Genomic DNA, 26,532 nt, shown 5'->3' on the forward strand with positions numbered 1-26,532 from the left:
CAGGCGTCGCCACTCAGGCGCGCGGCAGGCCCAGCACCCGCTGGGCGATGATATTGCGCTGGATCTCCGAGGTTCCGCCGGCGATGGTGCCGGAGAAACTGCGCGCGTACCGCTCGAACCAGCTCGCGAAGTAGTGGTCCAGGTTCATCGGGGCGTACGGTCCGGTGAGCCCAGGGTGCACCAAACCGTCGCCGCCCGCGGCCGCCAACGCATGCTCGGAAATCCGCAATTCCGCTTCGGAGCCAAGCAGTTTCAGCACCGAGATCGCCGCCGTGTCGTCCTCGCCGCGCGAGGCGCGGGCCAGCGCCACCGAGCCCAGCAGCCGCAGCGCCTGCTTGTCCATGATCGTGCTGGCGTACTGGTCGCGGTCCAGCTCCGACACGGGATGGAAGTCGGCGAGCATGTTGTCCATCCGGTCGGCGAAACCCAGCCACATCATCGTGCGTTCATGTCCCAGTGAGCCGTTGGCGACCCGCCAGCCCTGGTTGAGCTCACCGACCAGGTTCTCCGCCGGCACCTTGACGTCGGTGAAGAACACCTCGTTGAAGTCCAGGTCGTCGGCGGCGCACACCGATGGGAAGGGCCGCCGCACCACACCCTCGGTGTCGGTCGGTATCACCAAGGCGCTGATGCCCTTGTGTTTCGGCGCGTCCGGGTCGGTGCGGACGAACGTCAGCAGCACGTCGGCGTCGTGCGCGCCGGAGGTCCACACCTTCTGCCCGTTGACCACGAAGTGATCACCCTGCAGCTCCGCACGAGTGCGCAGCGAGGCCAGGTCCGAACCCGCGCTGGGCTCGCTCATCCCCAGCGAAGCGGTGATTTCGGCGCGCAGGATGGGCACCGCCCAGCGTCGCTTCTGCTCGTCGCTGCCGAACGAGATCAGCGATGCCGCAACAATATTCACACCCTGCGGGTTGAGGCTGTGGTAGATCCGGCGCCGGCACAGTTCTTCCAGGTACACGTACTGCTGCAGCACGGTCGCGTTGCGGCCGCCGAACTCCGGTGGCTGGGTCGGCAGCAGCCAGCCGTTGTCGAAAAGCAGCCGCTGCCAACGCCGGGCCCAATCCGGCATATGGGAGACGGAGCGGGGCCGCTCGATGCATTCGCTTGCCGGAGGCAGGTTTTCGTCGAGAAAGGCCGAGAACTGCGCCCGGAACTCCTCGACGTCGGCATCAAAAGTCAGCTGCACGGTACTCCTCGGCGATCAGGGCGCGGTGCTCTGCCGCGCCGCCGAGCATCAGCTCTCCCGCCTTCGCGCGCTTGAGCGCGAACTGCACGTCGTTCTCCCAGGTGAATCCCATGGCGCCGTGCAGTTGCAGTCCGTGCCGGAATACCAGCGACTGGCATTCCCCGGCCGACGCCTTGGCCATCGCCGCGGCCAGCCGTCGGCGGGGGTCGTCGGCCGAGATCGTCAGTGCCGCATAGTAGGACAACGCGCGGGCTCGCTGCACGGCGACGTGCATATCGGCGGCTTTGTGCTGCACTGCCTGGAATGAGCCGATGGGAACCCCGAATTGGTGGCGGCTGCGGACATGTTCGAGCACCATGTCCAGGATGCGTTGGCACGCACCGACCATCGTGATCGCCATGCCGGTCAGCGCGATATGACGGGCTCGCTCGCGGTCGACGACCAACCGGTCGCTGTCCGGCACCCGAATCCCGCTGAACGACAGATCGGCGACATGCAGCACCGGGTCGAACACCGATTCGCGCCGCGCCGACAATTGGCCGGCGTCGACGGCGAACACACCGGCCTCGGTCACCACCGCCACCCGCTCGACCCGGTCACCGTCCAGCACATGTCGCGCGGTGCCGTCCAGTACCCACCCGTCGGCGTCCCGGCGCGCCGACACCCCGCTGTACACGGCGGTGCCGGACTGGTTCGGATCGAACCGGTCCCCGGCCAATGGCGCGAACTGGGTCATGGTCGCCAGGAACGGGGTCGGGTCGGCGGCGTGGCCGAGCTGCTCGAGCACGATCGCCAATTCCACCGCACTGGCCGGGTCGTTGAGCTCCGTCCAGCCCAGTTCCCGGTAGAGCTTCCACAGCGGTTCGGTATCCGCGCCGTCCTCGGCGACACTGCGCACCAGGGACGGCGGACACTGCTTGGTGACGACGTCACGCACGGTGTCCTGCCACAGCCGCTGGTCGGCATCAAACTCCAAGAGCATCCACGGAGAATATCATTCTCACTGCCGGAAGTAGTAATCTCGAAATCCGGATACCGCGGTTAAGCCGATACCACGAAGGGGCCGGGATGCAGGACGCCGCAGCCGCGCTGTGGGAGGTCGAGTTGATCAAGCAACTCAAGGCCCGATACTGCCGCTACCTGGACACCAAGCGCTGGGACGAGTGGCGTGCGCTATTCGCCGACGATTTCGTCAGCGACACCTCACCGTCGGGCGGAAAGCGGATTACCGGTGCCGACGAGTTCGTCTCGTACGTCCGCGGGACGCTGGGTACACAACCCACCGTGCACCAGGTGCACGCACCCGAGATCGAACTGACCTCCCCGACCACCGCCGCCGGCGTCTGGGCGCTCGAAGACGTGGTGCGCCTGGCCCCGGGAGTCAACCTGAACGGTTTCGGGCATTACCAGGAGACGTACGCGAAGGTCGACGACCGTTGGCTGATCAAGACATCGACCCTGACCCGGTTGCGTGAAGACGTCTTCAATCCGCTGTTCTCCGTTCGGATCTCGCCTCGGCTGCGCGACGCCGGGGCAGCGTTGGCCCGCAGGTTCGAGCGATGATTGGGACCACTCTGGTCACCGGCGCCTTCGGCCAGGTGGGGACGCGCTGCGCGGAAATCCTGCTGAGCCGGGGGCACACCGTGATCGCGGTCGACCTGCCAAACGACAACGCGGCGGAAGCGCTGGCACGACAAGCCCACCCGGGCGCCTTGGTCACCGAGTACACCGACCTCACCGACGCCGGCGCGGCCGCCGCCGTGATGCACCGGCACCGCCCCCAGGCGATCGTGCACCTGGCCGCGATCGTGTCGCCGCCGTCGTATCGCAATCCGGGACTGGCCCGCAAAGTCAACGTCGAGGGCACCCGCAACCTGGTGACTGCGGCGCAGCGCCTCGCCGAGCCGCCGCTGTTCGTATTCGCCTCCAGCGCAGCCGTTTACGGATCCCGCAACCCGAACCGGCACCCGGAACGCATCACCGGTGCCACTCCGGTCAATCCGATCGACCAGTACGGCGAAGACAAAGTGCTGGCCGAAGCGGTCATCACCGAAAGTGGGCTGCCACACGCGATACTGCGACTGGCAGCGATCGTCTCCCCCGACGGCGCCACCAACTTCGACGGCGACTACATGACCCTGGTGCGCGCCACCCCGGTGGACAATCGCATGCACGCGACCGACGCCCGCGACGTCGCGTTGGCATTCGCCAATGCCGTGCAACGGCGCGACGCGGTCGATGGCAAGGTGCTGGTGATCGCGGGCAACGAAACCAATGTGCAGCTGATGAGCGATCTGCAGGACGACGTGATGGCCGCCGTGGGCATCGGCCGGCTGGGCCCCTCCGCCGGGCTGCCCGGCGACCCCGACGACGACCGCGGCTGGGCCTTCACCGGATGGTTCGACACCACCGAATCCCAAGCTCTGCTCGACTATCAGCAGCACGACTGGCGCGACAGCCTGACCTGGATCGGCGAGTCGATGGGCCGGCAGCGCATCCTGTTGCGTGCGATCGGGCCGGTGGTGCGGCCCGCGCTGCGTGCGTTTCTGGCGGTGCAGCGAAGACTCGAACACCGCGGCCGCTACGCCGACCCCTGGACGTTCCTGAGCCACAAGTACGGACCCCAGATGCTGGCACAGATCCCCGAGGCAACATGACCAAGAAACTCGTGATCGGAGCCAGCGGCTTTCTGGGCTCCCACGTCACCCGCCAACTCGTGGAGGCCGGCGAAGACGTCCGGGTCATGCTCCGAAAGACCAGCTCCACCAAGGGAATCGACGACCTGAAGGTGGAACGGCAGTACGGAGACATCTTCGACGACGCGGCGCTGCGCGCGGCCATGGACGGCTGCGACGTCGTCTACTACTGCGTGGTGGACGCCCGCATGTGGCTGCGCGATCCCGCGCCCCTGTTCCGCACCAATGTGCAGGGCCTGCGCCACGTCCTCGACGCGGCCGTGGCGGCCAACCTGCGCAAGTTCGTATTCACCAGCAGCTCCGGCACATTGGCGATCAACGACCACCGGCTGGTCACCGAGGCCGACCCACACAACTGGACCGACGGCGGCGCCTACATCGAATCGCGGGTGGCAGCGGAGAATCTGGTGCTGCAGTACGCCCGCGAAAAGGGGCTGCCTGCCGTGGCGATGTGCATTTCGACCACCTACGGGCCGCGAGACTGGGCACCGACGCCGCACGGCGGCGCCATCGCGCGGGTGGCCGCCGGCCAGATGCCCTTCTACATGGGCTTCGCCTTGGAGGCCGTCGGTATCGAAGATGCCGCCCGTGCAATGCTTCTCGCGGCCGAAAAAGGCCGCAACGGTGAGCGTTACATCATCTCCGACCGTTCGATCAGTACCAAGGAGCTACACGCCATCGCGGCCCGTGCCGTCGGCCGGCGGCCACCGCGCATCCCCATTCCGATGCCGGCCCTGCTGCTGGCCTCGCGCATCAACGACCTGGCCGCCCGTCTGCTGAACCGTGACCTGCCGTTCGCCTACGTGGGGGCCAAAATGGCGCAGCTGATGTCGCCGCTGGATCACAGCAAGGCCGAGCGCGAACTCGGCTGGAAGCCCGAGCCGGTCGAGGATTCCATCGCCAAAGCGGCGCAATGGTTTGCCGCGCAATCCGCGAGTAATCCGCCGCAGCGGTGATCACCCGCCCAGCGCTCACAGCGGGAACGGCTCGTCCCAGTGGTCGAGATTGACGGCCTCGGCGAGCGGGCGCCGGCGCACCGGCCCGTGATTGCCCCGAGGCCAGCCGATCACGATGTGACCTGCCAGCATCCAGTCGTCGGGAACGCCGACAGCCTCGCGCAAGAGTTGTTCGCCGCCATAAGACGCCCAGCTGGTCATGCAGGCGCCGAGCCCCTGCGCGCGGGCTGCCAACAGGAAATTCTGCATCGCCGGAAAGATCGATCCGCCGAGCAGCAGTTCGGACGCCGTCGGATAGTGCAGCTGCGCGAACAACAGGGAGGTGAATTCACCTGCCCGGTCATGCAATTCGTAGGTGGCTCGGTTGTCGCGGGCGCGGCGGCTGTTGTCACCGGGCTGGGGCCGGCTCATTCCGTAGACCGGCTCGATCACCTGCAGGGCCTGCGCGGCCGCCTTGGCCACCACGGCCCGCTGTTCGGGTGATCGGAGCACGATGTAACGCCAGGCTTGCGCGTTGGCCCCCGAGGGCGCCCACCTGGCTGCCTCCAGACAACGCTTCAAGGTTGCGTCGTCGACTGGGTCGTGGGTGAAGCGGCGAATGGTGCGGGCGGTGGACATCACCTCCCAGATGTCATCGCTTGCTCCGGAAGTCATGCTCGCGCCGACGAGTTTGTCGCAGCGTCGGTCATCGGTGATCACCCGGCGGGAACTCATCGAGAAACAGGTCGAGGATCGGGTCGGGCCCGCCGCCGTACTCGCTGAGGTCTCGTTTGCCCGCCGCCCGCAGCACGTCTGCATCGATCAGGCATTCCCCGGTCACCGAAACCGCCGGGCGGCAGACGATCTCCACGGCCGCGTCGGCCATGATGGTCGGTTGGCGCGATCTGGCCAGTTCGGTTTCGGCATCCGGCGAGTTGGCGACCGCGGCGGTGGCGATATACGTCTGCGGCCACAGACAGTTGAAAGCTATACCGTCATCGGCATATTCGGCGGCCCAACCGAGCGAGAGCAGCGTCATGCCGTACTTGGACAGCGTGTAGGACGGATGCGCGCCCAGCCATCGCGGGCTCAGGTTCAGCGGCGGCGCAATGGTCAACACGTGCGGGTTCGGCGACCGCCGCAGGTGCGGCACGCCGGCTTTGGTCAGCAGGAAGGTGCCGCGGATGTTGATGTCCTGCATCAGGTCGAACTTCTTGGCCGACAGCAATTCGGTGGGCTCGGTGGCAATCGCGCTGGCGTTGTTGACGCAGATGTCCAGGCCACCGAACTCCGCGACCGCGGCGTCGACCGCACGCTGCACATCCTCTTCGCGACGCACGTCGCCGACCACCGCCAGCGCCCTGCCACCGACGTCTTCGATCTCGCGTGCCGCAGTGTGGACAGTGCCCGGCAATTTCGGATGTGGCTCAGCGGTTTTGGCGAGCAGCACGACATTGGCCCCGAGCCGGCCCAACCCGATGCCGATGGCTAGGCCGATGCCCCGGCTGGCACCGGAGATGATCGCGGTGCGGCCCGCCAACGCGCTCATCGGTGCACCCGCACCGGGACGTTGGCGTAGCCGGCGACGCTGGTCATCGACACGCGCCGTAGGCCGTCCTCGTCGAGGGCGAAGTCGGGCATGAAGTCCAGCAGATGTTCGATCGCGATGACGCTCTCCATCCGGGCCAGTGCGGCGCCGAGGCAGCTGTGCACGCCGTAGCCGAAGCCCAGATTCGGCGCCTCGCTGCGGTTGCGGTTGATGTCGAAGACGTCGGCATCGGTGAAGGCACGCTCGTCACGGTTGGCCGAGGCACCCAGCAGCATCACCGCCTTGCCGGCCGGGATCGTGACGCCGTGCAGCTCAACGGGTTTGAGCGTGTAACGGCAGTCGTACTGCACCGGGCCCTCGTACCGCAGCACCTCCTCGACGGCGGCGGGAACCTTGCTGCGGTCGGCGAGCAGCTGCTGCCACTGCTGCGGGTGCCGGGCGAACAGCACCACGGCCGTACCGACCAGCTTGGTCACCGTTTCGGCGCCGCCGCCACCCAACAGCGTTGCGAAACCGGCGATCTCGACGTCGTCCAGGCGGGTCGTCCCGCCTTCGTCGCGTTGAATCTCGGCGTTGATCAGGGCGGTGATCATGTCGTCACCCGGTTTTTCGCGTCGTTGCTGGATCAGGTTGTAGTAGAGCATGCCGGTCTGCATCATCGCCTCGGCGCCGGCGCGGCTCATCTTCACCTGGCCGGGTTCGCGGTGCAGCGCCGCGTCGATCCACAGCCGGATGTTCTGCCGCTGGTCTTCGGGCACGCCCATCATGATGGTGATGATCTCGACGGGGAACAGCGCCGAGAAATCCTCGACCACGTCGAAGGCCTCGGGGTTCACGCGCGACAGGTGGTAGCGGATCCGGTCGCGGACCATGGCCTGCTGAGAGGTGATGGCGCGCGGGGTGAACACCTTGTTGACCAGGCTGCGCATCCGGCGGTGCTCGGGCGGGTCCATCCAGATGATCGATTGCTGGTGGGAATGCCGGCCGGTCTGGATTTCCTCGAGCGTGACGCCTTTCGACGACGAGTACGTCTCGAAATCCTTGAACGCCGCCGCCACGTCTTGGTGGCGGCTCAGCGCATAGAAGTCGTACTGCTCGCTGTAGTACACCGGCGCCTCGTCGCGCAGCCGCCGGTAGGTCTCATAGGGATTGGCGTAGTACTCCGCAGAGAACGGGTCGAAAACCAACTGAGACGTGGTCACCGCATCATCCTTCGTACACTTCTCGGTCCGTCACCGGCGGCTACAGCGTGACAGTTTAGGGGAAATCTGTAAAGTCAGCTCCCGGCCAGCAGCTGCTGGATCCGTTCGTCGCGGGGCAGCACCGGGCCGTCTTGCAGCGGTTCGTCGATACCGAGTTCGGCCAGCCCCGCCTTGGTCAGCAGCGCGGTGCCGTAGGAGGCGAGCACGAGTTTCTGGTCGTCGCTGTGGCCGTCCTCGATCAGCATCGCCCCAATCAGGCAGATGACCGCCATCTTGTAAGCATTGAAAGCGCGGTACCACGAACGATTTTCCAGCGTGATACCGCTGAGCCTCTGGTAGTGCGCCAGCAACTCGTCGATGGGCAGTGCGGCCGGGTGGCTGGTTATCCCGACCGGCTGCGCCCACAGCATCTCCAGCCAGCCGATGTCAGTGCGCGGGTCGCCGACCGTAGTCATCTCCCAGTCGAACACTGCACTCACCTCGCCGCCGGTGAACGCGAAGTTGCCGGGTTTGGCGTCGCCGTGCACCAGGCAGACCCGAGGGCAGGGTTCCGGCCGACGTTCCCGCAGCACCGCCAGCAGCCGCTGCAGCGCGGGCAGCTCCCCGCGCTGGACGCGATGCATTTCGCCGGCCCAGCGATCGAGCTCGCGGTCCAGGTGGTTGCGGCCGTCATCGAGGGTGACCAGCCCCGTCTGGTCCAGGTCGACGGCGTGGATAGCGGCGAGTTGTTCCGCCAGGCTCTGACACATCCGCACCACGGTCGCGTCGTCGCCGGCGGGGGTTTCCATCTCGTAGACGTCACCGCCGAGGTGTTCCATCACCAGGAACGGGCGACCCAGGACCTCGCCGCTGTCCTCCAGCCACAATGCCCGCGGAGCTCGCACATCGGTGCCTTCCAGGGCGCGCAGGATGTCGAATTGTCTTGCTAGATCATACGGTTCCAGCAGTGCGGGCGGCTTCGGCCGCAACCGCAGTACCGCTGCGATGCGGGTGTCGTCGGCCGCGATGGTGAGCAGCATCATCTCCGCGGAGTGCCCGAAGTCGACCCGGTCGAGGCCCTCGACCCGCACCTGCCGGGCGTCGGGCAACCGGGTGCGCAGCCAGCCGGTCAACCGCTCGGTTACGTCGGTGCCCGATGTCATTGATCTGCCAATCTTTCGGCCGGGGTTTTGTCCTGGGTGAACGCGGACATGTCCATCGCCGTCCAGTTCGGGTAGCGCCGGTATCCCTGCCCGCCGAGCAGCAATTCGAAGATGCCCCAACCGGTCTGGCCGCCGACTTCAAACCGCATCAGCTGGTCCAGTGCCATCGACTTGCCTTCGGCCTCGGCCAGTTGGTCGGGATCGTTGCTGTCCCAGCGGAAGTGGATGAAGTATCCGCCGCCACCCTGGTCCTGGTATTGGCAGTGCGCCATGGGCAGCCCGTAGTAGGCGTTGACATCCTGGTGTGGGGTGTCGGCGGTGACGCGGTAGGTCTTGCCGTCCTCGTCGGTGAAGTCGAGGACGGCGCGGGCCGGGCGCTTGCGGTCGCCGTCGAATTCGACGTCGTGGCTGATCCCGACGAACCTCTTGGACAGCGTGCCGTCGTTGTGGGTGATGCCGCCGTCGACGTAACGTACTGTGCCGTCATGTGATTCGATGATCCAGGCCTCGATGGCGCGGTCTTCGAAACCGGCGTCCAGCCACAACCAGAAGTCGATTTTGTCCGAAACCCGGACGCCGAACGTCCGGTCGCGGCCACCGTGGAAGCCGTCGACGCTGATGCGCTGGCCGTCGATCTGCACCCATCCGGTCCAGCGGCCCGGTTCTTTCATGTGGTACATGTCGGCCAGCAGTCGGCCGTCGGCATCGCGCACCTTCATGGGGAGCAACTCCCACATCGGTGCGGTGGGTTCGTAGTGAAGCTCCCATTCGATGCCGGAGTCGTTGGGTTCGACGTCGAGTCGCCACTGCTTCAGCGGTTCGACGCAGGTCCAGCGCATCGGCCCGGCCCGCAGGTCATCCCGATCGCCGCCGGCCACCGGTCGGCCCGCCAGCAGATCCCAGTGCCGGCCGTCGGCCAGACTGACCTTGACGTAGCCCAGGCCGGAAGCGGTGTTGGGGTTGTTGCCGTAGCCACTGGCCAGCAGCATGGAGCCGTCCGGTGCCGCCGCGAAAAAGTAGCAACGGTCCGACCACGTCGGGTCCGGGTCGTGCACCTGATCGAACGTGACCGGGAGTTGATGGGTGAACGACTCGTCGGCGGCGGAGTATCCCATGTCATTGCTCTTTCATCAGATAGTGCCTGGCGCAACGGATCCCGTAGCATCGCGGGATGGAACCGAGCCGGCGGTGGGGTGACGACCGGGCGATCCTCGACGACGAGGAGGCACGCCGACTGTTGCTGGACGCGGCCAGCCGGTGCATCGTGCGCCGGGGCAACGCACAGATCCGGATGGCCGAGGTCGCCGACGAAGCCGGTGTCTCCCGGTCGACGCTGTACCGCTACTTCCCCGGCCGCGACGACCTGCTGCTCGGCCTGATGCTGGCGCGCATCGATGCCGCGCTGGGTGCGCTGGTGCGTTCGCTGCGCCATCCCGACGATCCGGCTCGTTCGCTGCCGGAGATGATTCTGGCCCGGGTGGAATCGGTCGAGGGCGACCCGCTGAACGAGGCACTGTTCGCCGCGGAGAGCACCGCGGTGTCCAGTGCGCTGGAGCGCGGCTCGCAACCCCTGGTGGATCTGCTGCTGCGCCACTACGGTCCGCTGCTGCAGCGGTGGAAGGACTCCGGGCGCCTCTATGCTGATCTCGATCCCAGCGCCGTCGTGCAGTGGCTGAACACCACGACGCTGTTCCTGCTCGCACCCTCCTGGCGACACCGCTCGGTGGCCGACAAACGACGCTTCGTCGTGCAGTTTCTGGTGCGGGCGCTGGTGCCACAGATCAGACAATAACGAACTATTGTCTGATCTTTGCGAAATAGGCTATTTTCCTTGTGCCCGGGCGACGCGGCGGGCGCTGCCGGATCGGGCCGGCTCGACTGAGAATGGATCGTGATGAAAAACCCTGTACCACAAGCGATCGCCGCGCTCGGGTTGGCGATGCATCTGGGTCGGGGGGTAGGCCGGGTCGCCACCGACGCTATTGTCGGGCGCCGCGCGGGCCTGCCGCGCAGCGTCGATCAACTCGACGCTGCCACCCTTTCCGATGTGCTGGGGACCAAGGTCAGCTGGGTGCGCCTGCTCGGCGACCACGCCGGGACGTCGTCGCGGGCACGCCTGGCAGTGAGCGGGGACGGCCTACCGGAGACGTTGTTCGTCAAGCTCACGGCCCAGACCGCCGCGACCCGATTGATGGGTGAACTCGGCCGGCTCGGGCACACCGAAGTGCGCTTCTACAGCCAGCTGGCTCCGGAACTTCCTGGGGTCCCGCAGTGCTACGGAACAGCTTTCGACCCGTGGACCGGGCGGTACCTGCTGGCTCTGGAAGACCTGCCGACCGACTCCTGCCAGTTTCCCGACACCCTGCACCCGCTGTCGGTGGATCAGGCCAGCCTGATCGTCGAACTGCTGGCCAAGCTGCACGCCACCTTCTGGGGACGGCTGCCGGTCGGTGGCCGCGGTCCGCTGGGCTGGCTCTACACCCCCTCGGGCGACGTCACGTCGCTGCTGACCGGCTCACTGATGAACACCTCGATCAAGCGGCTCGGTGAACGCACCGACATCCCGGTGGAGAAGGGCCGTTTCATCGCCGAGAACTACCGCGCCGTCGCCGCCGTCATCGACACCGAGCCGCACACCGTCATGCACGGCGACGCGCATCCGGGCAACGTGTACTTCCGCGACGGCGCGGCCGGCCTGCTGGACTGGCAGGCGGTGCGCCGCGGCCACCCGTCCCGCGAGCTGGCCTACACGCTGATCACCAGCCTGACCCCGGCGGACCGCATCGACGCGCAGCGCGAGTTGCTCGACGACTACCGACGCGCGCTGGCTGCCGGCGGTGGACCCCATCTCGACGCCGACGACCTCTGGCTACGGTTCCGGCAAGGCGCGCTCTATGCGTACGTGGCGTCGCTGATCACCGCGGGGATGGGCGGAATGCAAGTGGAAGACATCGCACTGGAGGGGCTGCGGCGCGGCGTCGCGGCTTTGGACGACCTGGAAACCATTGCCGCACTGAAGCTTTCCCTGTAGTCACGATCGAGCCCGGCAACGTTCCAGCAGGATCGCCGCCAGTCGTTCCGGTTCGCTGTACATCAGGTCGTGGCAGGTGTCCAGGCACACCAGCGTGTCGACGCCGCCGAGCGCGGCGACACAGCGCTGCTGCTGACTCGGTGACAACGCCCTGTCGCGCAGGGTCATGATCCAGGTCCGGGGAACCTCGTCGGGCAGGTCCGCGCGATCGACGCATTCGACGATCACACCGGCGTTCTCCGGATAGAGCCGTTTTCGGGCGAGGCGGCGCCGGTCCGCGGGCAGACCATTCCAGAACGTCAATCTTGCTGCCGCGGAAGGCATTACGAAGGACGAGCCCGGCCGCCCGAGCCGGGATCCGAACCTGGCCAGCGGCGCCAGCGGTCCCCGCAGGTTTTTCACCACGCTGGACCCCTGCGGCGGCACGAACGCGGCCGCCAGAATCAGCTCACGCACCCGGGCCGCACCGAGCTTCGCCGCCACCGCAGTTACCACCAATCCGCCCAGCGAATGCCCGACCACCACCACCGAGTCCAATCCGGCGCGGTCTACGTCGGCCACCACGCAGTCCGCCCAGTCCGCGATGCTCACCTTCGCCGGGTCGGCCTCGTTGCGGCCCCGACCGGGCAAATCGACCGCCAACACGCGCAATTCCGGTGCCCGGCTGAACAATTCGGCGACCGTAAGCTCCCAGCAGTCACCGGCATGAGCCCCACCGTGGATCAGCACCAGACCGGGCAGGCTCATCCACCCGATCCTGCTACAGCCCGGACCAAAAAGTCAGCCCGGCCGCCGCGCGAGCGTGTGCCCTGAGGACGGAAAACGGCGCTCCCCGCAAAATCTCGGTAGTGTAGAAGGCGCATGTTTCGTTCTTGTAAACATGTGCTCACATGACTGTCCCGCCACGATTCGAGAGAAAGGAAACGGCACATGACGACACGACAACGGCGTCGGGTCGCACGCGTATTCGCAGGTCTGGTTGCCGCCCTCGCACTGGTCGCCACCCTGGTTCAGCCGGCCCACGCCCGGGTCCACACGGACGCGACACCGCAGAACATTCCGCCGCTGCTCACCAAGTACGGCGCGATCGCCTACTCCCCGGACGGCAGCTCCGGCAAAGCGCGGCGACATGTGAGCAAACTGGGGGCCGAGCAGCTCGCGCTGTCCCGCTGCGGTTCGCCCTCCTGCATCGTGGTCAGCACTTTCACCAAGTGCGGCGCAGTCGCGCATGACGGCACCACGTACCACGGCGGCATCGGACTCACCCGCACCGCCGCCGAGATCCACGCGGTCAACAGGCTCGGTGGCGGCTGGCCGGTCGACTGGGCCTGCAATTAGCTGTCAATCCCGCGGCAGGACGCCGCGCAGGAACAGCTCGACGGCGTGCTGGACGTGTCGCTCATCGTCTTCGGCACTGCGGTAGATCCCGCAGTCGGCCAACCGCCCGGGCAGATGCTCGACCATGCCGATGAACTGGCCCGCCGCCACTTCGAGATCGTCGACTGCTATCGCGCCTTTCTCCTGATGGCGGCGCAGCAGGTCCATGACCTGCCGGTGGCGGGCCGACCACGTCATCGAATGCGCGCTGAGTGCGAACTCGGGAAACCGGGCCGATTCGTTAATCGCCAGCCTCGTCAGTCGCACGATGTCCGGGTCGATCGCGCGGGCGAGTCCTGCGCGTCCGATCGCCAGCAGAGCAGCACGCAGGTCGCCACTGTCCAGGTCCTGACTGCCGTCGTCCTCGGTCCGGCGCGTCAGCGCCCACGGGATGACGTCGAGAAAGACGGCTCGCTTGTCGGAGTAACGCGCATACAGCGTTCTGCGCGTGATCCCGGCTGCGCGGGCGATCGCATCCATGGTGGTGCCGTCGTAGCCGTACTCGAGAAAGGACGCGGCGGCGGCCCGGCGCAACTTCTGATGCAGCTTCTTGGCCTCGGCTTGAGTCGGCCGTCCGCGCCGGGCAGCAGTCACCACCCGGAAAAGTATACTGCTATGTATATTTAGAATCGTCCGTCAGCCGACAGGAGAGCCGTTGAACAGCGAGACGTACGACCGCGGGCGACAGATCCGCTCCGAGGTCCTGGGCAAGGACTACGTCGACAAGGCGATCGGCGAGGCCGACGACTTCACCGGTCCCCTGCAGGATCTGGTCACCGAATACTGCTGGGGCGCGGTGTGGGGACGCGACGGCTTGACCCGCAAGACGCGCAGCATGCTGAACCTGGCCATGACCTCGGTGCTCAACCGGCCCCACGAACTGCGCACTCACATCAGGGCCGCGCTGACCAACGGCGTCACCCGCGAGGAGATCCGTGAGGTTTTCCTTCAGGTCGCCATCTATGCGGGAGTGCCCGCCGCGGTCGACAGCTTCCGCGCGGCCGGCGAGATCTTCGCCGCCCTGGACAAGGCCGACACGTGAGCGTCGGATTCGTCGGGCTGGGGCACATGGGTTTTCCGATGGCGCGCCGTCTCGTCGAGGTCGGCCATGACGTTGTCGCCTTCGATGCACAACCAGCGGCCCTCGAACGCGTCATCGCCCTGGGCGCTCGAGGGGCGTCGTCGGCGAAAGACGTCGCCGACCGGGCCGAGACCGTATTGGCCAGCCTGCCGACTCCGGCCGCGTCGCTCGCCGTGGCTACCGGTCCGGCCGGGCTGATCGAGGGTTCGCGGATCCGTCGCTTCGTCGACCTGTCCACGGTCGGCAGCACAATGGCGGCGCAGATCCATGAACGGTTGGCCCGACGCGACATCGTCGCGATCGACAGCCCGGTCAGCGGCGGCGTCGGCGGGGCCGAAAAGGGCACGCTGGCCCTGATGGTGTCGGGTCCGCGCGCCGAGTTCGACGACGTGCAAAGCCTGCTCGCGACGCTGGGCCGGCCACTCTACGTCGGCGACAAACCCGGTTCCGCGCAGACCATGAAGCTGGCCAACAACATGCTGGCCGCCAACGTCTTGGTCGCCACCGCGGAAGTGGTGGTGATGGGCGTCAAGGCGGGTCTGGACCCGGCCGTCATGATCGATGTGCTCAACGCCGGCTCGGGTGCCACCAGCGCCAGCCGCGACAAGTTCCCGCGCGCGATCCTGCCGCGCACCTTCGATTACGGATTCGCCACCGGACTGATGGTCAAGGACGTGCGGCTCTACCTCGAGGAAGCCCGTGCGCTGGGGGTGGCCACCGCCCTCGCCGAGACCGTGGGACAGCTGTGGGAAACCGCGGCGCGTTCCCAGGGGCCCGACTCGGACTTCACCGCGGTGATCAAGCCGTTCGAGGCGGTCGCTGGCGTCACGGTGGGCTCGGCAGATCCCAAGACATGAGTTACATTCGGCGGGGAGAATGTTAATATCAATATTGAAGAACTTGACTTACGCCAAGGCCGAAAAAAGCCCCTTGAACTGGACAGATGGGTAACCGAAATGCTTACCGGAAATCCACTGAAGGACGATCAGGACAAATGTTAGGTTATCTATCCTGTAGGCCGGTCGGACCGGCCCGCGTCGCCGCGGCCGAAAGGTGGCTGTCGTGATCGAGCACGCTGACGGGACGCGCACACCGGTTATCGACGCCAGCGTGCACATCTTCTTCCCCTCGAACAAGGACCTGCGCAGCTTCTTGCGCGAGCCGTTCAAGAGCCGCGGCTTTCCCGACTACGAGATGGACTGGTACGGGGCTCCGGGCGGCGAGTACGCGCCCAACACCGAAGGCCCGGAGCGCGGCCGCAGCTATCCGGGATCCGACCCGGAATTCGTTGCCACCGAACTGTTTTCGAAACGTGGCGTGGATGTGGCGATCCTGCACCCAATGGGCCGCGGCATCATGCCGGACCGTCACCTGGGCAGCGCCCTGCACGCCGCGCACAACGAGATGCTGGTGTCGCGCTGGCTGGACTCGGAGAAGTTCGGGGACCGCTTCCGCGGCACCATCCGGGTCAATCCCGACGACATCGCCGGCGCGCTGCGCGAGCTGGACAAGTACCGCGACCATCCCCGAGTGGTCCAGATCGGGGTGCCGCTGCAGTCCCGCGAGGTCTACGGCAAACCCCAGTTCTGGCCGCTGTGGGAGGCAGCGGCCGAGGCGAACCTCCCGGTTGCGGTGCACATCGAATCCGGCTCCGGCATCGGTTTCGCACCGACACCGTCCGGCAACACCCGCACCTACGAGCAGTACGTCAGCTTCATGGCGCTCAACTACCTCTATCACCTGATGAACATGATCGCCGAAGGCGTGTTCGAACGCTTCCCCACGCTGAAGTTCGTCTGGGCCGACGGCGCCGCCGATTTCCTGACGCCGTTCAGCTGGCGGATGGACACCTTCGGGCGGCCGCACCTGGAGCAGACGCCGTGGGCTCCCCGCATACCCAGCGACTACCTGCCCGGCCACGTGTACTTCATCCAGGGCGCCATGGACGGACCCGGTGACGCCGAGTTCGCCGGAGAGTGGCTGGGCTTCACCGGCAAGGACGACATGGTGATGTTCGGCTCCAGCTATCCGCACTGGCAGTGCGCCGACATCCGCAAACTGCCCAAAGCCCTGTCGTCGGAGCAGCGCGAGAAGTTGTGCTGGCGCAACGCCGCACAGCTCTACGGGATAGACATCCCCGCCGGGGTGGGCGCACAGTAGAAGCCAGGGAGATCGAGGAGATCGAAGATGACCGTGACCCATTCCACGACGCATACCTCGGAGCGGGTTCCGCCCGCCGAGCGCATCCCCGTCCGATGCGTGGACTCCGACGTTCACCCCGCACCCAAGCGCGGTGAACTCGTCCCGTACATCCCAGAGCCCTGGCGCAGCAAGTACTTCCTCACCCGCAACGTCGGCGAACAGATCTACTACGACGCCCCCGACTACGCGCACAGCTACGCGATGCGGGTGGACTCCTTCCCGTCCAACGGCGAATTCCCCTGCAGCGACCCAGATCTGGCGTTTCGCCAGTTGATCATGGAAGCCGGCTCCGACATCGCGATCCTGGAACCGGCCGCCTACCCGGCGCGCATCCCCGAGGCGCAGCACGCCATGTCGGTGGCGTTGAACGACTGGCAGGCCAACCACTGGCTGGACAGCCACAACAACTGGCACCAGCGGTGGCGCGGCTCGATCTGCGCCGCCATCGAGGATCCGGACGCCTCGGTGCGCGAAATCGAGCGGTGGGCCGGGCACCCCTACATGGCACAGATCCTGATCAAGGCCGAACCGCGGCCGTCCTGGGGCAACCCGAAGTACGACCCCATCTGGGCCGCCGCCACCAAACACGACATCACGGTCAGCTGCCACCTGTCGCGCAGTCACTACGAGGAGCTACCCACGCCGCCGGTGGGCTTCCCCAGCTACAACCACGACTTCATGGTCACCTACTCGTTGCTGGCGGCCAACCAGGTGATGAGCCTGATCTTCGACGGCGTCTTCGACCGCTTCCCCACGCTGCGAATCGTTTTCGTCGAGCACGCGTTCACCTGGATCCTGCCACTGATGTGGCGCATGGACTCGATCTACGCGGCCCGCAAGTCGTGGGTGGACATCAAGCGCAAGCCAAGCGAATACGTCAAGGACCACATCAAGTTCACCACCCAGCCACTGGACTACCCGGAGGACAAGACCGAGTTGACCCGCGCACTGGAGTGGATGGAGTGCGAGAAGATCCTGCTGTTCTCCTCGGACTACCCGCACTGGACGTTCGACGACCCGCGCTGGCTGGTCAAGCACCTGCCCAAGGCGGCCCGCGACGCGGTGATGTACAAGAACGGCATCGCGACCTACCACCTCCCCGAGACCGTTCCGGTGCTCGAGGGTCAGGTACGGGTGCTCTGAGTTGACTCCTGACGAAACCGGGGCAGTCGCCAGGCCCCAACCCCGCCTTGCCCAAGGCCGTGAACACGTCGTCGCGACGGTCGACGAAATCCCGCCGGGCACACACAAACTGGTGCCGATCGGACGGCACGGCGTCGGTGTCTACAACGTCCACGGCTCCTTCTATGCGATCGCGAATTACTGCCCGCACCAAGGCGGACCGCTGTGCTCGGGCCGCGCCCGCGGACGCACCATCGTCGACGAGACCGCCCCCGGCGACGCCGTCATGGTACGCGACCTGGAGTACATCTACTGCCCTTGGCACCAATGGGGTTTCGAGTTGGCGACCGGCACCACCGCCGTTAAACCGGAGTGGAGCATCCGCACCTACCCGGTCCGGGTGGTCGGCAATGACGTGGTGGTGATGGCGTGACGAACCAGGAGAGCAATGTGTCATCCCTCGAGATCAACGGTGGCAACGTCGTATACGAAATCCTCGGCGAGAAAGGCGATCTCATCGCCCTGACGCCGGGCGGGCGGTTCAGCAAGGAGATCGAGGGGCTGCGGCCACTGGCCGAAGCGCTGGCCGCCGGCGGCTACCGGGTGCTGCTCTGGGACCGGCCCAACTGCGGCGCGTCCGACGTGCAGTTCTACGGGCAGAGCGAATCGCACATGCGCGCCGAAACGCTGCACAAGCTGGTGACCGGCCTGGGCTTCCAGCGGTGCATCCTGGCCGGGGGATCCGGTGGCGCAAGGGATTCCATGCTCACCACCATGCTCTACCCCGACATGGTCACCAAGCTGGTGGTGTGGAACACCGTCGGCGGCGTCTACGGCACGTTCGTGCTGGGGTCCTTCTACATCGTGCCGAGCATCCTCGCGGTCCGCGGCACCGGCATGGACGGCGTGATCAAAGTCCAGGAGTGGCGCGACCGCATCGCGGAGAACCCGGCCAACAAGCAACGGTTCCTCGACTTCGACAGAGACGAATTCCTGAAGATCCAGCTGCGCTGGCTCAACGCGTTCGTCTCCAAGCCCGGACAGACCATTCCGGGTGTCGAAGACGAGATGTTCGACCGCATCAAGGTTCCCACGCTGATCATCCGCGGCGGTGAAAACGACCTGGATCACCCTAAGCGCACCTCGCTGGAAGTCAGCTGCCTGATCAAAGGTTCGAAACTGATCGACCCGCCGTGGCCGGAGGACGCCTGGGAACGTGCCTCCGAGGACCGGGCGGCGGGACGCGTCAAGCACTTCAACATGTTCGACACCTGGGTGCTGGCCGCCCCGCCGATCCTGGAATTCCTGGGCCGATCATGAGGTCAGCCGGTCCGGATGTGGACCTCACAGTTCAGCGACGCCTCGAGTGCGGTGTGGATGCGGCTTTCCGGGACTCTGTCGAGGTCTTCTTCGCGCAGCGTGACGTAGACGATGTCGTAGCCGTCGTCCCCGGGCTGACGCACGATCTGGCCGGTGAGCCCGAAACCCGACAGCACGCCGTGGGCGTCGTCGTCGGTGCCCCGACTGATGAACGTCGTCACGCCGACCATCGGCTGAGTGCCAAAAGATCTGGCGCACAAGTCGATTGCGGTTCGCTTCGTGTCCTCGACATCGTCACCGGTGACGAGGACTTCGAGTTCGCGCCGGCCCGGCGGCCGGTTCGGCAGGTCGATCTCGACGACGTCGGCGCCTTTCTGCCGCACGAGTCCCAGGAGCGTTGCCATGCCCTCCGCTAACTGTCCGGCCGTGAGTACACCGGTCGGGTCGACGTTGACGCGCACCACCGCAGTCCGCATGCGGGCAAGCCTAACTGCCGGACGGGTTGTCTCATGACGACGACAGACTCGGTACTTCGCACCACCGCGTGGCCCGGCTGTCCGCCGCGGCTGCTCGGCTCGGGTCGGGAGGATCTGGCGGCCTACCGCGAGCGCGACGGATACCGTCCGCTCGCCGATGCCGAACGGTTGCTTGCCGAGGTCGAGGCGGGTGGACTGCTCGGTCGCGGCGGTGCGGCCTTCCCCCTTGCGGTGAAGTTGCGCACGGTCCGCACCAACGGCGCCAAGTACGGCCGCCCAGTCGCGGTGGCGAACGGCGAAGAGGGAGAACCGGCTTCGATCAAGGACCGGTGGCTGCTGCGCAACCGTCCGCACCTGGTGCTGGACGGTCTGCGGCTGGCCGCGGCGCTGGTGGCCGCCGAGCGGGCCTACGTCTTCGTCTCGGATGCCGAGTCGGCGCGCAGTGTCGAGGCGGCGCTCAGCGAACTCGACCCGACCTGTCTCGGTGGTGTCAGCGTCGACGTCGTCGCCGTCGACCCGGGGTACGTCGCCGGGGAGGAGACCGCCGCCGTGAACGCGATCAACGGCGGCCCTACCAAGCCCACCGACAAGCCACCGCGCCCGTTCGAGGTCGGTGTCGGGGGACGGCCCACATTGGTGAGCAACGTCGAGACGCTCGCCCAGCTGGCTTACCTGCAGAATCACGGCGCCGCGGAGTTCCGTTCGCAGGGCACCGCGCAGTCGCCGGGAACCTTCCTGGCCACCATTACCGGCGCCGGCCGGCCAGCAGTGCTCTACGAACTGCCGCACGGTGTCGCGTTTGCTGAACTGCTTGCGCTGCATGGTGTTTCGGCCGAGAAGGTACGCGGTGTGTTGATGGGCGGCTACTTCGCCGGATTGCTCGACCGGCGCGTGCTGGACGCCACCCTGGATCACGAGACCATCCGCGGGCTCGGCAGCGGGCTGGGCTGCGGAGCGATCTCGGTGATCGTCGACGAGTGCCCGGTGGCGGTCGCGGCGTCCGTGCTGGCCTACTTCGACCGCGAGAACGCCGGGCAGTGCGGTTCGTGCTTCAACGGCACGGCGGCCATGGCGGCCGCCGCCGGGGCGCTGCGGGACGGGGTGGCAGCCGTCGAGGATCTGGATCGGTTGCGCCGCTGGTCGCTGGTGTTGCGCGGTCGCGGCGCCTGCGGGACGCTGGACGCCGCCTGCAACATCGCGGCCTCGCTGCTCGACCAGTTCCCCGACGAGGTCGCCCGTCACCTGCACGGCACCTGTCCGGATTGCCGCGACGGCGCGTATCGCGCCGACCGTCCCTATCAGGTAGCGGGGTGAGGCGGGCGATGAGGATCAAGTTGGACCGCACCGTCTGTGATGGTTTCGGTTTGTGCGCCAAGCATGCTCCCGAATATTTCTCCCTCGACGACTGGGGCTACGCCTGCGTGATCGGCAACGGCGATGTGCCGCAGCAGGATCGCGACGCGGTGATGCGCGCGCTACTGGACTGCCCGGTGCATGCGATCACCGAGGTCGGCGAGCCCAAACCCAGCATCCCGCACCCGGAGTTGCACGACGAGGACGACCCGGCGTCACGGGTTAAGACCGAATCCAACGAAGCGGAGTGGGGATTCATCCGTTGACGAGGTGTGCCGGGCGGACCGCCTTGGTGACCGGAAGCAGCAGGGGTCTGGGCAAGGCGATCGCGCAGCGACTGGCAGCTGAGGGCGCCACCGTGGCCCTGACCGCACGGACACTGGATCCCGACCCGAAATACCAAGGTTCGCTGCGGGATACACTGGCGGAGATCACCGCCGCGGGTGGGTCGGCAATCGCGGTGCAGGCCGACCTGTCCAAGACCGAAGAGCGCGAAAGGCTCTTCGCCGAAGTCGTCCAACAAGTCGGTGCGCCCGACATCCTGGTCAACAACGCGGCGGTCACTTTTCTGCGACCGCTCGAAGATTTTCCGGAACGACGGGTGCGTCTGATGATGGAGATGCACGTCCTCGCGCCGCTGCACCTCACCCAACTGGCCATCCCAGCGATGCGGGAACGCCGGCGTGGCTGGGTGCTGAATGTGACGTCGGTAGGTGGGGATCTACCGTCCGGACCGCCGTTCGACGAGTTCGACCGCAGCGCGGGCTTCGGCATCTACGGGACCGTCAAAGCTGCCCTCAACCGGCTCACCAAAAGCCTTGCGGCCGAGCTGTACGACGACGGTATCGCGGTCAACGCGGCCGCACCGTCCAACCCGGTCGCCACACCCGGTGCGGGCACCCTGGACCTGGCCAAGACCGACACCGAGGACATCGGGCTGATCACCCAGACCGCACTCGAACTGTGCACCTGCGACCCCGCAACCACCACCGGCCGCATCGCGCACACCCAACCTTTCCTGCGTGAAATCGGTTGGCTGAGCTGACTTTCCATCAGTTGAGTGCCCGGCTCGCCCAAATCGAGGGCCTGGCGCCGCTGGCCGGCGGGGCATCCAGCCTGACCTACGCGGGCTCACTGTCCGGCCGGCCCGTGGTGGTGAAGGTGGCCCCGACCGGCGTCGCCCCGACCGGCCATCGCGACGTGTTGCGCCAGAGCCGCATCATCGCCGCCCTCAGCCGCACACCGGTTCCTGTCCCCGAGGTGTTGTGGGAAGACCCTGGCGACCCACCGGAGATACCGCCGCTGTTCGTGATGTCCTGGATCGAGGGCAGCTCGCCGGAGCCGCTGTTCGACCTCGACACCGCGCCACTGTCGAGTAACGTTGTGGCCGAGCGATTCCGACGCGCGGCCGCCACCATGGCTCGGCTGCACCGCATCGAGCCCACCGCCCTCGGGCTACCCGACGAGCCGATCGTCGGCGCCGCAGACGAGATCGAACGCTGGTGCCGCACACTGCAGACGGTGGACCCCGCACTGGCGCCGGGTTGGCACGATGTGGCGGGCGCGCTGCGGGACTCGGTTCCGCCGCCGGCGGGGCCGGCTCTGGTGCACGGCGACTTCCGGCTCGGTAATCTGCTCGCCGAGCGGGACCGGATCACCGCTGTGATCGATTGGGAGATATGGTCGGTCGGTGATCCACGCATCGACGCGGGGTGGTTTCTGATCAACAGCGATCCGCAAACCTACCGGCGTGCAACGCCTTACATTTCCTGCGCACCGCCGACCGACGAATTGTCCTCGATCTACCAGGAGGCCGTCGGAACCACGATGGCCGATCTCGACTGGTTTCAGGCGTTGGCGTGTTTCAAGTCCGTGGCTACCTGGTCGCTGATCGTCAAGCACAACCGCCGCCGGGACCGGCCGGATCCGGGCCTGGAAGACATGTCGCGCACCTTGCCGCACTTGCTGTCCAGAGCGCGTCAGCTGCTCGATCAGGAGCGCGGGATGCCCGCCAGTTGAGCGGCGAACTTGCGTTCGGCCGCCTCGCGCAGCCGCAGCAGGTGCTCGGAGGGAAACAGGTCCGGTGCCGGCTTGCGGTCTTTGAGTAGCAGCCGGGCCAGCACCGTCTTGTGCACCTCGGTGGGGCCGTCGGCCAGGCCGAGCACGAACGACTCGACCAGATGCTGCACGAACGGCATCTCGTGCGTCGTGCCCAGCGAACCGTGCACCTGCAACGCGCGTGCCGACACGTCGTGCAGGACCTTCTGCATCATCGCCTTCACCGCCGAGATGTCGGCGCGAACCGCCTTGTAGTCGTTGTGCTGATCGATCTTCCACGCCGTCTGCAACGTCAGCAGCCGGAACGCCTCGATCTCCATCCACGAGTCGGCGATCATCTCCTGCACCAGCTGCTTGTTGCCCAGCATGTCACCCTGCGTGCGTCGGGAAACCGCACGCTCGCACAGCATGTCGAAGATGCGCCGCACCAGGCCGACGGTACGCATGGCGTGGTGGATGCGGCCACCGCCGAGCCGCGTTTGGGCTACCACGAAAGCGCCGCCGCGCGGACCGAGCATGTGGTCGGCGGGAACCCGGACGTTCTCGTAGCGCACATAGCCTTCGCGGCCACCGCCGACCGGTTGGTAGCCCAAACCGACGTCGCGCAGCACATTGATGCCCGGCGTCTCGGCGGGCACCACGAACATCGAATGCCGTTCGTAGGGCGGGGCTTCCGGGTCGGTCACGGCCATCACGATCAGAAAGGAGGCCATCGACGCGAACGAGGAGAACCACTTCTCGCCGTTGATGATCCACTCGTCGCCATCGGGGACCGCGGTGGTGGTGAACACCTTCGGGTCGGCACCACCCTGCGGTTCGGTCATCGAGAAGCACGACACAATCCGGTTGTCCAGCAGCGGTTCGAGATAGCGCTTCTTCAACTCCGGGGTCCCGTAGTGGGCCAGGATCTCGCTGTTGCCGGAATCCGGTGCCTGGGATCCGAATACGATCGGAGCGCATTCGGAGCGGCCCAGAATCTCGTTGAGCAGCGCCAGTTTAAGTTGCCCGTACCCCGGCCCGCCGAGGTGCGGCCCGAGGTGGGTTGCCCACAGGCCGCGCTCTTTGACGATCTGCTGCAGCGGCGGAATCAGCGCCTGACGCACCGGGTCGTTGAGATCGTGAGACTCTTTGACCAACAAGTCAACCGGCTCGCACTCCGAGCGCACGAAGTCGTCCACCCAGGCCAGTTGCGCCGCCCAGTCCGGGTCAGTCGAGAAGTCCCACGCCACAAGCCGATCCTCTCGGGTTAACGCTGCGCCCACTTGCGACGAAGCGCGGCAGCCTCGTCGGTGGCGTGCGTAAGCACCTGATTGCGGTTCTCCAATTCGATGGCCGGGCCCAGGCCGGCAGCGTCGGTATTGACCTGCAGCGCACGCTTGGTCAGCTGCACCCCGAGCGGTGTCAGGTCGGCGATACGCCCCGCCGACTCGATCGCGCAGTCCAGCAACTCATCGGGTTCCACCAGTTGGCTCACCAACCCGCGCCGGTCGGCCTCCTGCGCGGTCACCGGCCGCCCGGTGAGCATCCAGTCCGCGGCGACGCTGGTGCCGACAATGCGCGGCAGGTGATAGCTCATGCCCATCTCGGCACCCGACAATCCCAGCAGGATCGCCGCATTGGCGAATGACGCTGCCGTCGAACAGATCCGGATATCCGCCGCCAGACACAACGCGAGCCCGGCACCGACACACGGCCCGTTGACCGCGGCGATCACCGGCTGCGGCAAATCGCGGATCGCCTGCGGTAACGCGGCCATGGATTCCTGAAACCTCAGCCGGTCGATCACGGGATCGTCGGCCGCCGGGATACCGGGTCCGAAGTCGCGAACGTCCAGACCGGCGCAGAACCCACGCCCGGCGCCGGTGAGAACAACCGCCTGCACCGACGTGTCGCGGGCCAGCGCTGCGAACGTCTCGGTCAGATCGGCCAGCAGCGCGCTATTGATGGCATTCAGTTGCGCCGGGCGGTTCAGCCGCAGCACTTCCACACCGGAGCGTGGTGTCTCACGCACCAGCGTCTCCGTCACCCAAAGATGATAACGTAATTCTCGTATTCGCATAACGGGCCTACCAATGCGGTGGCCGTTCTATTTGCGGAGGTGACGTGTCAGCTGCACCGGGTCGCCCGCTGCCCCAGCTCACAGACGAGAACGAGTTCTTCTGGACCGCCGGCGCCGACGGGCAGTTGCGGTTCCGGGAATGCCGGGCCTGCCAGGCGCTGATCCATCCGCCCGCACCGGTTTGCCGGTACTGCCGCTCCCGCGACATCGGCGTGCGCGACGTTTCCGGCCGGGCGACGCTGGCCGGGTTCACCGTCAATCACCGCTTCAGCATCCCCGGCATGCCTGCGCCGTACGTGGTCGCTCAGGTGGCGATCGCCGAGGATCCGCGGGTTCGCCTGACCACCAACATCGTGGACTCCGACCCAGAGGCGCTCGAGCTGGGCCAGCAGGTGCAGGTGGTCTTCGAGCAGGTCGATGACGTCTGGCTGCCGCTGTTCCGTCCGGTCCCCGGCGTCGACCCCGGCCCACTCCCCGACGACGCGATCGCCCCGGAACGTTTCGGCGAGCACGTCCGCCCGATGCTGACCACCGAGAAGTTCGAGGACAAGGTCGCCCTCACCGGTATCGGCATGTCGAAGATCGGCCGTCGCCAGATGCTGCCGCCGCTGTCGCTCACCATCGACGCCTGCGAGGCGGCGATCGCCGACGCGGGACTGACCTTCGCCGACATCGACGGCCTGTCCACCTACCCCGGCGGCGGCAACCTGGGCGGATTCGGCGAGGGCGGGGTGACCGCGCTGGAAGCCGCGCTGGGCATCCGGCCGACCTGGCACAACGGCGGAATCGAGACGTTCGGCCCGGGCGGGTCGGTGATCGCGGCCATGCTGGCGGTGTCGGCCGGCCTGGCCCGGCACGTGCTGTGCTTCCGGACGCTGTGGGAAGCCACCTTCAACGAGCAGATGAAGCGGGGCAAGATCGTCCCGTCCGGCGGCCGCACCACCAGCTGGCAGTGGCCGTTCGGCGCGACGTCCGCCGCACACACGCTGGCGCTCAACGCCCAGCGCCACTTCCACCGGTACGGCACCACCAAAGAGACGCTGGGCTGGATCGCGCTCAACCAGCGCGCCAACGCCGCACTGAACCCGACCGCGATCTATCGCGACCCGATGACGATGGAGGACTACCTGGGCGCCCGGCCCATCACCACGCCGTTCGGGCTCTACGACTGCGACGTGCCCTGCGACGGCGCCGTCGCCGTCATCGTCTCGGCCGTCGACGCCGCCCGCGACCTGGCCAAGCCGCCGGTGCTGGTGGAAGCGGTGGGGACGCAGATCATCGAGCCCATCGACTGGGACCAGAGCACGTTGACCCACGAGCCGCAAGTACTGGGGCAAGCGGCGCATCTGTGGACACGCACCTCGCTGCGGCCCTCCGACGTCGACGTCGCCGAACTGTACGACGGGTTCACCATGAACTGCCTGTCCTGGATCGAGGCGCTGGGATTCTGCGGCATCGGTGAAGCCCGCGAATTCCTGGACGGCGGCCGCAACATCGCCCGCGACGGCGTGATCCCACTCAACACCCACGGCGGGCAGCTCTCGCACGGCCGCACGCACGGCATGGGTCTGCTGCACGAGGCGGTCACCCAGCTGCGCGGCGAGGCCGGCGCGCGCCAGGTCGCCGACGCCCGCGTCGGCGTGGTCAGCAGCGGCGGCCTCACGCCCAGCGGCGTGATCCTGCTCCGGGCCGACGCGTGAACAGTCCGGTAAGACCACGGGTCGTCATCGTCGACGGTGT

General features: G+C 66.8%; 29 protein-coding genes. 17 read left to right on the forward strand and 12 right to left on the reverse strand.

Going from position 1 to position 26,532, the window contains the following annotated elements; all coding sequences use genetic code 11:
• Positions 1 to 13 precede the first annotated feature (13 nt).
• Together MKCMC460_RS26415 and MKCMC460_RS26420 are read right to left on the reverse strand one after the other, a co-directional pair.
• Positions 14 to 1,189 (reverse strand): acyl-CoA dehydrogenase family protein, encoded by a 1,176-nt coding sequence (locus tag MKCMC460_RS26415; protein ID WP_236978037.1) that lies wholly within the window; start codon positions 1,187 to 1,189, stop codon positions 14 to 16.
• Positions 1,173 to 2,171, reverse strand: a complete 999-nt coding sequence (locus MKCMC460_RS26420; RefSeq protein WP_236978038.1) for an acyl-CoA dehydrogenase family protein — start codon at positions 2,169 to 2,171, stop codon at positions 1,173 to 1,175. Before MKCMC460_RS26420 ends, MKCMC460_RS26415 begins: the two co-directional genes overlap by 17 nt.
• Before the next feature lie 86 nt (positions 2,172 to 2,257).
• Between MKCMC460_RS26420 and MKCMC460_RS26425 the strand changes: the two genes are divergently transcribed.
• Genes MKCMC460_RS26425 through MKCMC460_RS26435 form a run of 3 tightly spaced genes read left to right on the forward strand, consistent with a single transcriptional unit; the run spans position 2,258 to position 4,841 of the window.
• Complete coding sequence (locus MKCMC460_RS26425; RefSeq protein ID WP_236978039.1) at positions 2,258 to 2,752, forward strand: nuclear transport factor 2 family protein; 495 nt, start codon at positions 2,258 to 2,260, stop codon at positions 2,750 to 2,752.
• Positions 2,749 to 3,846 carry an NAD(P)-dependent oxidoreductase gene (locus tag MKCMC460_RS26430; protein ID WP_236978040.1) on the forward strand — a complete coding sequence of 366 codons (1,098 nt, stop codon included), beginning with the start codon at positions 2,749 to 2,751 and terminating at the stop codon, positions 3,844 to 3,846. Before MKCMC460_RS26425 ends, MKCMC460_RS26430 begins: the two co-directional genes overlap by 4 nt.
• Positions 3,843 to 4,841: an NAD-dependent epimerase/dehydratase family protein gene (locus MKCMC460_RS26435; protein WP_236978041.1), complete on the forward strand. Its 999-nt coding sequence runs from the start codon at positions 3,843 to 3,845 to the stop codon at positions 4,839 to 4,841. The genes MKCMC460_RS26430 and MKCMC460_RS26435 overlap by 4 nt, the downstream gene beginning before the upstream one ends.
• Before the next feature lie 15 nt (positions 4,842 to 4,856).
• Here MKCMC460_RS26435 and MKCMC460_RS26440 read toward each other — a convergent pair whose 3' ends face one another.
• The 5 genes from MKCMC460_RS26440 to MKCMC460_RS26460 form a co-directional block, all read right to left on the reverse strand.
• Positions 4,857 to 5,495 carry a nitroreductase family protein gene (locus tag MKCMC460_RS26440; RefSeq protein WP_236978042.1) on the reverse strand — a complete coding sequence of 213 codons (639 nt, stop codon included), beginning with the start codon at positions 5,493 to 5,495 and terminating at the stop codon, positions 4,857 to 4,859.
• Between the two features lie 31 nt (positions 5,496 to 5,526).
• Positions 5,527 to 6,369, reverse strand: a complete 843-nt coding sequence (locus MKCMC460_RS26445) for an NAD(P)-dependent oxidoreductase (protein ID WP_236978044.1) — start codon at positions 6,367 to 6,369, stop codon at positions 5,527 to 5,529.
• On the reverse strand, positions 6,366 to 7,571 hold the full coding sequence (locus MKCMC460_RS26450; protein ID WP_238305055.1) for a cytochrome P450: 1,206 nt from the start codon (positions 7,569 to 7,571) through the stop codon (positions 6,366 to 6,368). The genes MKCMC460_RS26445 and MKCMC460_RS26450 overlap by 4 nt, the downstream gene beginning before the upstream one ends.
• A gap of 74 nt (positions 7,572 to 7,645) precedes the next feature.
• The gene (locus tag MKCMC460_RS26455) at positions 7,646 to 8,713 is read right to left on the reverse strand and encodes a phosphotransferase family protein (RefSeq protein WP_238305056.1); all 1,068 of its coding nucleotides are present in this window, start codon (positions 8,711 to 8,713) and stop codon (positions 7,646 to 7,648) included.
• Positions 8,710 to 9,828, reverse strand: coding sequence for a hypothetical protein (locus tag MKCMC460_RS26460; protein ID WP_236978046.1), 1,119 nt, complete (start codon positions 9,826 to 9,828; stop codon positions 8,710 to 8,712). Before MKCMC460_RS26460 ends, MKCMC460_RS26455 begins: the two co-directional genes overlap by 4 nt.
• Before the next feature lie 56 nt (positions 9,829 to 9,884).
• Here MKCMC460_RS26460 and MKCMC460_RS26465 point away from each other — a divergent pair, with 56 nt between their 5' ends.
• Both MKCMC460_RS26465 and MKCMC460_RS26470 read left to right on the forward strand, forming a co-directional pair.
• A complete protein-coding gene (locus MKCMC460_RS26465) occupies positions 9,885 to 10,505 on the forward strand; it encodes a TetR/AcrR family transcriptional regulator (protein ID WP_236978048.1) in 621 nt (206 codons plus the stop codon).
• Positions 10,506 to 10,607: 102 nt separating this feature from the next.
• Positions 10,608 to 11,744, forward strand: coding sequence for an ecdysteroid 22-kinase family protein (locus MKCMC460_RS26470; protein WP_238305057.1), 1,137 nt, complete (start codon positions 10,608 to 10,610; stop codon positions 11,742 to 11,744).
• Here the strand turns inward: MKCMC460_RS26470 and MKCMC460_RS26475 are convergent, their stop codons facing one another.
• On the reverse strand, positions 11,745 to 12,491 hold the full coding sequence (locus MKCMC460_RS26475; protein ID WP_236978049.1) for an alpha/beta fold hydrolase: 747 nt from the start codon (positions 12,489 to 12,491) through the stop codon (positions 11,745 to 11,747).
• 183 nt (positions 12,492 to 12,674) lie between these two features.
• Here MKCMC460_RS26475 and MKCMC460_RS26480 point away from each other — a divergent pair, with 183 nt between their 5' ends.
• Positions 12,675 to 13,082, forward strand: a complete 408-nt coding sequence (locus tag MKCMC460_RS26480; RefSeq protein WP_236978050.1) for a DUF4189 domain-containing protein — start codon at positions 12,675 to 12,677, stop codon at positions 13,080 to 13,082.
• Positions 13,083 to 13,085: 3 nt separating this feature from the next.
• Here the strand turns inward: MKCMC460_RS26480 and MKCMC460_RS26485 are convergent, their stop codons facing one another.
• Positions 13,086 to 13,718, reverse strand: coding sequence for a TetR/AcrR family transcriptional regulator (locus MKCMC460_RS26485; RefSeq protein ID WP_236978051.1), 633 nt, complete (start codon positions 13,716 to 13,718; stop codon positions 13,086 to 13,088).
• Positions 13,719 to 13,776: 58 nt separating this feature from the next.
• Between MKCMC460_RS26485 and MKCMC460_RS26490 the strand changes: the two genes are divergently transcribed.
• The 6 genes from MKCMC460_RS26490 (at position 13,777) to MKCMC460_RS26515 (ending at position 18,846) form a co-directional block, all read left to right on the forward strand.
• A complete protein-coding gene (locus MKCMC460_RS26490; protein WP_236978052.1) occupies positions 13,777 to 14,163 on the forward strand; it encodes a carboxymuconolactone decarboxylase family protein in 387 nt (128 codons plus the stop codon).
• Positions 14,160 to 15,059: an NAD(P)-dependent oxidoreductase gene (locus MKCMC460_RS26495; RefSeq protein ID WP_236978053.1), complete on the forward strand. Its 900-nt coding sequence runs from the start codon at positions 14,160 to 14,162 to the stop codon at positions 15,057 to 15,059. The genes MKCMC460_RS26490 and MKCMC460_RS26495 overlap by 4 nt, the downstream gene beginning before the upstream one ends.
• 205 nt (positions 15,060 to 15,264) lie before the next feature.
• Positions 15,265 to 16,362 carry an amidohydrolase family protein gene (locus MKCMC460_RS26500; RefSeq protein WP_238305058.1) on the forward strand — a complete coding sequence of 366 codons (1,098 nt, stop codon included), beginning with the start codon at positions 15,265 to 15,267 and terminating at the stop codon, positions 16,360 to 16,362.
• A gap of 27 nt (positions 16,363 to 16,389) precedes the next feature.
• Positions 16,390 to 17,547, forward strand: a complete 1,158-nt coding sequence (locus tag MKCMC460_RS26505) for an amidohydrolase family protein (RefSeq protein ID WP_236978054.1) — start codon at positions 16,390 to 16,392, stop codon at positions 17,545 to 17,547.
• Position 17,548: 1 nt separating this feature from the next.
• Entirely contained in the window at positions 17,549 to 17,959 is a 411-nt protein-coding gene (locus MKCMC460_RS26510) for a Rieske (2Fe-2S) protein (protein WP_236978055.1), read from the forward strand.
• Between the two features lie 17 nt (positions 17,960 to 17,976).
• Complete coding sequence (locus MKCMC460_RS26515) at positions 17,977 to 18,846, forward strand: alpha/beta fold hydrolase (RefSeq protein WP_236978057.1); 870 nt, start codon at positions 17,977 to 17,979, stop codon at positions 18,844 to 18,846.
• Positions 18,847 to 18,848: 2 nt separating this feature from the next.
• On the opposite strand, the gene MKCMC460_RS26520 is transcribed toward MKCMC460_RS26515, so the two are convergent.
• On the reverse strand, positions 18,849 to 19,322 hold the full coding sequence (locus MKCMC460_RS26520; RefSeq protein ID WP_236978059.1) for a hypothetical protein: 474 nt from the start codon (positions 19,320 to 19,322) through the stop codon (positions 18,849 to 18,851).
• A gap of 33 nt (positions 19,323 to 19,355) precedes the next feature.
• Here MKCMC460_RS26520 and MKCMC460_RS26525 point away from each other — a divergent pair, with 33 nt between their 5' ends.
• Genes MKCMC460_RS26525 through MKCMC460_RS26540 form a run of 4 tightly spaced genes read left to right on the forward strand, consistent with a single transcriptional unit; the run spans position 19,356 to position 22,694 of the window.
• Positions 19,356 to 20,636: an NADH-ubiquinone oxidoreductase-F iron-sulfur binding region domain-containing protein gene (locus MKCMC460_RS26525; RefSeq protein WP_236978062.1), complete on the forward strand. Its 1,281-nt coding sequence runs from the start codon at positions 19,356 to 19,358 to the stop codon at positions 20,634 to 20,636.
• Positions 20,637 to 20,644: 8 nt separating this feature from the next.
• The gene (locus tag MKCMC460_RS26530) at positions 20,645 to 20,941 is read left to right on the forward strand and encodes a ferredoxin (protein WP_236978064.1); all 297 of its coding nucleotides are present in this window, start codon (positions 20,645 to 20,647) and stop codon (positions 20,939 to 20,941) included.
• Positions 20,938 to 21,720, forward strand: coding sequence for an SDR family NAD(P)-dependent oxidoreductase (locus MKCMC460_RS26535; protein ID WP_236978067.1), 783 nt, complete (start codon positions 20,938 to 20,940; stop codon positions 21,718 to 21,720). The genes MKCMC460_RS26530 and MKCMC460_RS26535 overlap by 4 nt, the downstream gene beginning before the upstream one ends.
• The gene (locus tag MKCMC460_RS26540) at positions 21,708 to 22,694 is read left to right on the forward strand and encodes a phosphotransferase family protein (RefSeq protein WP_236978068.1); all 987 of its coding nucleotides are present in this window, start codon (positions 21,708 to 21,710) and stop codon (positions 22,692 to 22,694) included. The genes MKCMC460_RS26535 and MKCMC460_RS26540 overlap by 13 nt, the downstream gene beginning before the upstream one ends.
• Here the strand turns inward: MKCMC460_RS26540 and MKCMC460_RS26545 are convergent.
• Positions 22,667 to 23,962, reverse strand: coding sequence for an acyl-CoA dehydrogenase family protein (locus MKCMC460_RS26545; protein ID WP_236978069.1), 1,296 nt, complete (start codon positions 23,960 to 23,962; stop codon positions 22,667 to 22,669). The genes MKCMC460_RS26540 and MKCMC460_RS26545 overlap by 28 nt on opposite strands.
• 17 nt (positions 23,963 to 23,979) lie before the next feature.
• Complete coding sequence (locus MKCMC460_RS26550) at positions 23,980 to 24,759, reverse strand: enoyl-CoA hydratase/isomerase family protein (protein ID WP_238305059.1); 780 nt, start codon at positions 24,757 to 24,759, stop codon at positions 23,980 to 23,982.
• Between the two features lie 77 nt (positions 24,760 to 24,836).
• On the opposite strand from MKCMC460_RS26550, the gene MKCMC460_RS26555 reads away from it, so the two are divergent.
• On the forward strand, positions 24,837 to 26,492 hold the full coding sequence (locus MKCMC460_RS26555) for an OB-fold domain-containing protein (protein ID WP_236978070.1): 1,656 nt from the start codon (positions 24,837 to 24,839) through the stop codon (positions 26,490 to 26,492).
• Positions 26,493 to 26,532 lie beyond the last annotated feature (40 nt).

It is taken from the genome of Mycobacterium sp. 20KCMC460, from assembly GCF_022179425.1.
GTDB classification, from domain to species: Bacteria; Actinomycetota; Actinomycetes; order Mycobacteriales; family Mycobacteriaceae; genus Mycobacterium; species Mycobacterium kiyosense.